The 6,794-nt window shown below is 52.4% G+C and carries 9 protein-coding genes; all 9 read right to left on the bottom strand.

Annotation, left to right across the window (positions count from 1 at the left end):
- On the bottom strand, nucleotides 1-698 hold a 698-nt coding region (locus H9L42_RS16325; RefSeq protein WP_465270677.1), incomplete at its 3' end, for a hypothetical protein.
- 426 nt (nucleotides 699-1,124) lie between these two features.
- On the bottom strand, nucleotides 1,125-2,351 hold the full coding sequence (locus tag H9L42_RS16330) for a plasmid recombination protein (protein ID WP_181966766.1): 1,227 nt from the start codon (nucleotides 2,349-2,351) through the stop codon (nucleotides 1,125-1,127).
- 239 nt (nucleotides 2,352-2,590) lie between these two features.
- Nucleotides 2,591-2,950 (bottom strand): SdpI family protein, encoded by a 360-nt coding sequence (locus tag H9L42_RS16335; protein ID WP_087990360.1) that lies wholly within the window; start codon nucleotides 2,948-2,950, stop codon nucleotides 2,591-2,593.
- A gap of 35 nt (nucleotides 2,951-2,985) precedes the next feature.
- Nucleotides 2,986-4,260, bottom strand: coding sequence for a GNAT family N-acetyltransferase (locus tag H9L42_RS16340; RefSeq protein WP_087990359.1), 1,275 nt, complete (start codon nucleotides 4,258-4,260; stop codon nucleotides 2,986-2,988).
- A gap of 37 nt (nucleotides 4,261-4,297) precedes the next feature.
- Nucleotides 4,298-4,558 (bottom strand): hypothetical protein, encoded by a 261-nt coding sequence (locus H9L42_RS17120; RefSeq protein ID WP_243235850.1) that lies wholly within the window; start codon nucleotides 4,556-4,558, stop codon nucleotides 4,298-4,300.
- 227 nt (nucleotides 4,559-4,785) lie between these two features.
- Nucleotides 4,786-5,034, bottom strand: coding sequence for a hypothetical protein (locus tag H9L42_RS16350; RefSeq protein ID WP_087295647.1), 249 nt, complete (start codon nucleotides 5,032-5,034; stop codon nucleotides 4,786-4,788).
- Between the two features lie 18 nt (nucleotides 5,035-5,052).
- Complete coding sequence (locus H9L42_RS16355; RefSeq protein ID WP_066859802.1) at nucleotides 5,053-5,325, bottom strand: type II toxin-antitoxin system YafQ family toxin; 273 nt, start codon at nucleotides 5,323-5,325, stop codon at nucleotides 5,053-5,055.
- Complete coding sequence (locus H9L42_RS16360) at nucleotides 5,318-5,599, bottom strand: type II toxin-antitoxin system RelB/DinJ family antitoxin (RefSeq protein ID WP_087295645.1); 282 nt, start codon at nucleotides 5,597-5,599, stop codon at nucleotides 5,318-5,320. Before H9L42_RS16360 ends, H9L42_RS16355 begins: the two co-directional genes overlap by 8 nt.
- A 244-nt stretch (nucleotides 5,600-5,843) precedes the next feature.
- Nucleotides 5,844-6,794: hypothetical protein (locus H9L42_RS16365; RefSeq protein WP_465270678.1), on the bottom strand; the 951-nt coding region annotated here is incomplete at its 5' end.

Consider the following 6,794-nt stretch of genomic DNA (forward strand, 5'->3'; position numbering starts at 1 on the left):
AACGCCCTCACAGGGTACTCACGCCCCAACTTCGAGCCGGAGCCGACCACCCGAAAACCCTGCAAAATCCCCTGCATTTGCGGCTCCTTGATGGTGGAGGTAAACTTATTCCAAATCTGCCGGGTAAGGGCATATTTCAGCTCTTTCAAGCATTTTTGGTTGTGCGGGTACATAGGCACCGGCTCTTTCAGCACATAATACAGGTGAAGCCCCGTCCCGCTGTTTACAACAAAGGTTGCCTGGGGCAGAATATCCTTGTTCATCTGGTGCAGCGTGTCCCGAAGCTGTGGCATACCCACCCCGTCCAGGTCAAAGACCAGGGCATAGAGATACCGGGCATTTTTGCCGCACCGCCGCCGTCCAAAATAGGAGATAGGGGACATAATCGTGAAATCGGTGTCTTGCAGCTCCCGCAGCTCGTCCAGCTCGTCAGTAATGGTACAGCGTTTCGCTTTACCGTCCCCCTCAATCTGCAGGGCAATACCAGTAGCCTTGTCAACCTCACCTTTCGGCACCGTCACCGCGATCCCGTTTCCCTTCCTGTCCTCAAAATGACCCTTCCTCTCGAAAGATCCTTTCGGGAAGATCTCACGATAAAACTCATACGGCTCCACCGGCTCCAAAAACTTCCCTAAATGCTCGTTCTTTTCCCTATAAAGTTCCCGCAGCCGTTCCAGTGCTGCTTGCTGATCCGCCATTCCTTACACCTCTTTTCGTACATTCTGCAAACCCACAGGGGGAAAAGGGGGAGCCAAAGAGCGGCCCCTTCGGGGCCTTAAAGAGAAAGTCACCTCCCCCTTTTCCCCCTCGCTCTGGGGCATGGAAATGATGGAAAACCTTTCAGGTTTACCACATTCCCACACCCCGCCGCTCACCCCCATAACCCCCTCCGACTTTCTCCCTGTCCGAGAGAGAATATTTTATTATTTTTTCCCTGGCCTAAAGGCCATAGGGGGGCATATATTATCAATATATTTTATTCCCTATTTTACGACACGCTAACTTCCTGCTATCCCCTGTACCCCCATAGGGGGGCATATATTATCAATATATTTTATTCCCTATTTTTACTGTTATTATAGCCTGTCCGGGCGGCTCTTGCCAGGCCCCCTGACAGGCTTCTTTTACAGCTCCATACCACCCCAGGTGTGGCTCCGTTCCTGCTCTCTTTCCGGCTGCTGCACTTCTGGCACAGGTAGCAGCTCACGCGCCTTTTCGACCAGGGGCCGGAACTGCTCTGGCAAGTGCCGATCCAGGAAATCCAGCACCGCCCCGATCCCTTCCTGGAGCCGCGCCGAAAACCCGCGCGCCCGGCTCAAATCTTCTTCCAGGTATTCCACCTGCACTTTGAGCTGCCGGTTTTCATTTTCAAGCCGCTGCCGCTCCTGGGCCTCCTTCAGCTTTTCTTTCGTCGAGGGGATTTTCTGCTGAAGCTGTTGGTTTTCTACCTTCAGCTCCCGCACCTTCTGCTCTGCCGCCGCGCCCCGGATCACCGCCGCCTTCAGCTCCTTCACCTGCTCCACCGTCACGCCCTTGACGGCCCCTGTCAGCGTCTTTTCCGGCTGTATTGCGTCCAAATCGGGCTTGACCTTCTCCACCGCTTTCAGCAGCTTCACATTCCCTTGCAGGGCCTTTCTCTGCTTTTCCAGGGCCGCGATCTCCTGCTCTGCCGCTGTCACCTGTTCCTGGATAGCTTCAAGCCGCTGGGCCGCTGCTCTGTACTCTGGCAGCTCCATATGAGGCCGACCACCGCCCAAGCTGATAATCTCAAACTCGTGCGCCTGGGCGATTTCCGTTAGGGATTCTTTCTCCCGTTCCATCCAGGCTTTCCATTCCGTCTGCTTCCGGCCCAGCCCTTCAAATCCCTGCTGCTTTAACGCTTGTTTCATTGATACCCGCGTCGAAAGGCCCCGGCTCTGCTCCGTTGCCACCGGCACGAAGTCCACATGGAGGTGGGGCGTGGCCTCGTCCATGTGCAGCACCATATTAAACACCCGCAGATGAGGGTTGCGCTCCTGGAAGGACTCTGCAAACTCTTTGAGAGCTGCCGCCGCCCGTTCCCCTCCAGGGGAGCCGCACCCGCAGTCTGTCAAGTTGCCGATCTGGAAGATAGCCTCGTGAAATAGCTTTTCCTGCTTGCTCTGCCGGATATGCTCATAGTAGTCTGGTATCTTGTCCCTGGTCTTTTTCTTTTTGGCATTGTAGGCAGCCAGGGCTTCATCGAAAAGTTCGTGGTACACCTTTTTCAAATCCTCGTTGCAAAAGGTGACATTCTGCTCCGACCTGCTCCGGTCTACATTCGCCGCTGAAAAGCTCCTGTTGTTGTGCCGGATACTTCCCCGGCCCGTCATTCCCGAAATGGTTGTACCTATAAAATCACCCGTCCCTTTCCTGCAAAAAGCCCATATCCTACTATTCCTATTTTACCATAACTGGCCGCAGGCCACAACCTCTTTGTTACTTTCTTGTGAGAAAGTAACGCAAAGGCACTTTCACACCACCGCCCCTTTGGGGCTGGCAGTATGAAAGTGCCTTTGCGCCCTGCCGGGGGCTACAAGAGTCGGTAGCTCGCTGCTGCTTTTATACTAAGTTAGAATTTATCATCCAAAAATTTGTTTTTTATTCCTGTTTCAGTTTTGTAAAACCCAAAAAACAGAAATATAATTCCAACGGCTACTCCTGCAAATACGGTAGACTGTGCGGAAATATTAAGAAAAAGTAAGGATATACACAAAACGATTTCTACCAAACCTAATGTTTTGCCAATACCAATAAAAATATTAGGCGCTATGCTTTGTGCATAATCCCAATGCTCTTGTGACTTTCGTGAGGAAGGTGTGTTGTACCCGTTGCCAGAGTTCATATCTTTTACAGGGTGCTTCTTTAATATATATCCCACAAAAATCATCACGAACGGTATTACGAAATTCAATATAAGTAATCCATACATAAGAACATCTCCTCAAATTAGGATTTGACTATCTCTTAACACGCGCCCCCCGCGACTTCGCCGCGGCACGTTGCCGCCGCGCGTTGGCGCACGGCTTCGTAGAACATGACTGTGGCGGCGCAGGCCACGTTGAAGGAACTGGCCGAGCCGCGCGGATTCATCGGAATCGTCGCGAGCACGTCGCTGCGCTCCTTGTAAATGCGGCGCAGGCCCTCGGTCTCGTTGCCGATCAGCAGCATCGTCGGCTTTGTGAAGTCCACTTCCGAAAGCGTCTTTTCGTGGTGCGCCGTCGTGCCCACCACCTGAAAGCCCGGGTAGCGCGCCTTCAGCGCGTCGATCAACGCAAAAACCGAGTCGTTGTCCGACATGCGGACCGCCGGCACGCAAAAGAACGAGCCCATCGTCGAGGAAACGACGTCCGGGTCGTACAGGTCCACGCCGTGCCCGGTCAGGATCAGCCCCTCCACGCCGAGCGCGTCGCAGGAGCGCAGGATCGTGCCGAGATTGCCGTGGTTCGAGGGGCGGTCGAACAGCGCGATCAGCGGGTTTTCCGAAAGCGGGATGCGCGAAAAATCGTCGTCCCGCATTTTGACGACCGCCAGCAGCTCCGAGGTGTCCGCCTTGCCGCTGAGCGCCGCGAGCAGATCGCCGCGCAGCGCGTAGTTGACCTGCGTGCGCACCGCGGCGAGCTTGTCCCTGGCCCAGTCCGAGAGCTTCCGGTCGCCGTCGTAGAGGAACGACACGATCTCCCAGCCGTTTTCGACGGCGTTGTTGATGTTTCGCACGCCCTCGACGAAGAATTCCCCGTACTTGTACCGCTTGTTGCGGTTGGTCTTCAGCACCTCAAATTTCTGGTATGTCGCGCTGCGCGTGTAAACGCGTTCCGTTTTAACTCGTTTTGATAAATGAAGTTCATTATCATCTACATATCCAAGTTTATTATATACAGTTTGTGCAACAAGATTTTCTTGTCCTGTTAGAAGTTCATATTGGTGAAGTGGATAATTCTTACTACAATAAGCCTCTGCAAAAGTAATCATCTCACTCGCTAAGCCTCTTTTTCTGTATGCTGGTTTAACATACACTTCTGTAATTTCAGGCATATATTCATCATAGCAGAACGATTTTTTAAGCTGAACACAAACAAATCCAACTAACATATCATCTTCATCAGCAACGATAACAACTTCCTGTTTATTATTCATAAGGGAATTTCTAATATTGTCTATGCTTGTTTCGCTCTCACCATTAAATTCATCATTTAAGATGTTTAATTGCTCTGCATCATTTACTGTTGCAATTCTTACCATAATTACACCTCATCAAATTCCGATTTGTCAAGTTCTCTTAACCTCGAAACAACTTGCTAAACCAGCCCCGTTTTTGCTCCGGCGCCTGGTCCTGCTGATCCGCTCCGGCCTCCCCGGTAAGAAGCTGCTGCTGGATCGTCCCCGCGTGAAGAGCCTGGGCCGCTGCCGCCGTCTGCTGGGCAGCGGCCAGCGCATCAGTGAGCCGAGTAATGGTCTGAGCCTGCTGCTCGATCTGCCGGTCTTTCACTTCAAGCTGCCCTTGCAGTGTGTCGATGGTGGCCTGTAAAACGCAAACCAAATCGCCAACTTCACGGTTTTCGGTTTGCGTTTTAGTTTGCGATTGGTTTTCGATTTCAGTTTGCGTTTTTTCAAAAAAAGCCTGTTTTATCAAAGCTTCCTGGTGTTCATCAATCGCAAACTGGTTTCCGTTTTTTCGCAAACTTGATCGCAAACCCAGGTTTTCGATTTGTTTACTTACCGCTGTCTTTGATACCCCTATCTCGTCGGCTATCTGCCGGATCGTTTTCATACTTTCACGAACAGGCCCACAGGACACACACCCTTAAACCCAGGCGTAGATATGTACCAGCAAGCAGGGCCTGTCGGCTCCCAGGCTACTTCAAGGGTAATCTCGTGCCAGCCATCTGGAAACAAAGCTGTAAATCCCTCTCCTGCGTGTATGCCGCGCCCTTCCAGGAGCAGACGAGGGTGCGGATCATCGTCTGCCGGATCGGGAAGCTGTATCTGCGCGATCCTCTCTTTATCCCAGCTCATAGACCTTTCCTCCTTCCCCTAAAATAAGTCGCTATGCGATCCCGTCCGGGTAAGATATAAAATCAGCTCGTCCCCGTCCACTTCGTAGATCAGCAACCAATCCGGCGTAATGTGGCACTCACGACACCCCGCATAGTCCCCGGAAAGCTGGTGATCCCTGTTCTTCTCCGGCAACGGCTCCCCCGCAGCCAGCTTTTTAATAATATCGGTCAGCAAAGAAATATCAAAGCCGCGCTTTTTCACACGCTTCAAATCCTTCTGAAACTTTGTGGTTGGTCTTATGTTATACATCGGCAAGCAGCTCCTCCATCATCTGATCGACATTGGAATAGGTCTTGCCGAGGCTCGGATCGGCCTTCATTCTCTTTACTTCCTGGATTGCTTCGACGGTTTCTGCGTTCGGCACATCGCCGCTGATTTCAAAGGGTATTCTATACTCTCTCACCGCCTTACGAGCAAAAACATTGAACGCCGTTGTCATCGTCATTCCCATATCAGCACAGAACGCCTCAAACTGCCGCTTCAAATCTGCGTCCATACGGATGTTAATATTTGTATTCGCCATAGATAGCAACTCCTTTCGCTCTTATTATATACATTGTATCATTTTTTATTCACAATGTCAATATGCATTCCTGGTCGTTTACCCAAGCACTGGCCCTTAAACTTCCACCCTGGTATGTACGCATTTAGGGGGCAAAAAGCCTTGATTTATGCGGCTTTTCGGGCGCGGTAGCGAGGGGGCCGGTATATTTACCCTCGGAGGGCTGAAAACGGCTTCTAAAGCGTAACAGGGGCCTTTCTGGGCCTTATTCCTGGCCCCCATCGTGCAGCGCGTCCAGGAGCCAATCGCTCAACTCCTGGGAAGGGGACACCCGCACCGTTACATGCCCATTTTCAAAGCGTACCGCTGGCGGCGGGCAATCCCACCACTTACGGACGGTTTTCGGATCAAGGCCAGTTTCCCGGTGACAGTCAGCCTTGCGCCCCTCCGGGTGCTGCTGCCGCCATTCATAAACCCGCGCCTGGGCCGTCCCGCTGTCTTTAGGCCGCCCATTTCCTTCCCTCCAATCCTTTTTCCCTTGCTGTTTCGCTTTAATATCCCGAATGGCTCTTGCAATTTCAAGATGATCTGCTTGTTTTTGAAAATTACGCTTATTGACAGGCATAGTCAGGCCGGAGAGCTTCGCTATATCGTCCCTGGGGAATGTCACATAGTCCTCGTTGAACATCTCCAGGGCGCACACCACATCATCTTTTGTAAAGCGGTTTATATCCTCCACACTCATATCATCGTAGGGCCGGAGCAGTGCGAAAGCGTCCCGACGCAGCTCGTCCTCGTCTATCCCGCATTTTTTCGCATAAATCGCCAGCGTCATAATGCCATAGAAACGATGTCCCACCCGGATTTCATCGGCGATCCGGTGCAGCCACCAGTCGTAAAGGTCACGCTTGACTGTCCAGCGGCCCCGCCGCTCCTTCTTGACAATCCGCCGCTCATACCAATCCGGATACTTCTCCTTCGCCTCGGCCAGCGACAGGCGGCTCTTTCTCATAAGCCCCTCAAGCCGCTGCTGCTCCCCGTTACTGTCCGGGATATAATCAAGCAGCCGCGCCAGCTCCACCGGCCCGCCGAGCCGGAACGCCCTCACAGGGTACTCACGCCCCAACTTCGAGCCGGAGCCGACCACCCGAAAACCCTGCAAAATCCCCTGCATTTGCGGCTCCTTGATGGTGGAGGTAAACTTATTCCAAATCTG

Origin of the sequence: Zhenpiania hominis (assembly GCF_014333425.1) — a bacterium.
Lineage (GTDB): Bacteria > Bacillota > Clostridia > Peptostreptococcales > Anaerovoracaceae > Hominibacterium > Hominibacterium hominis.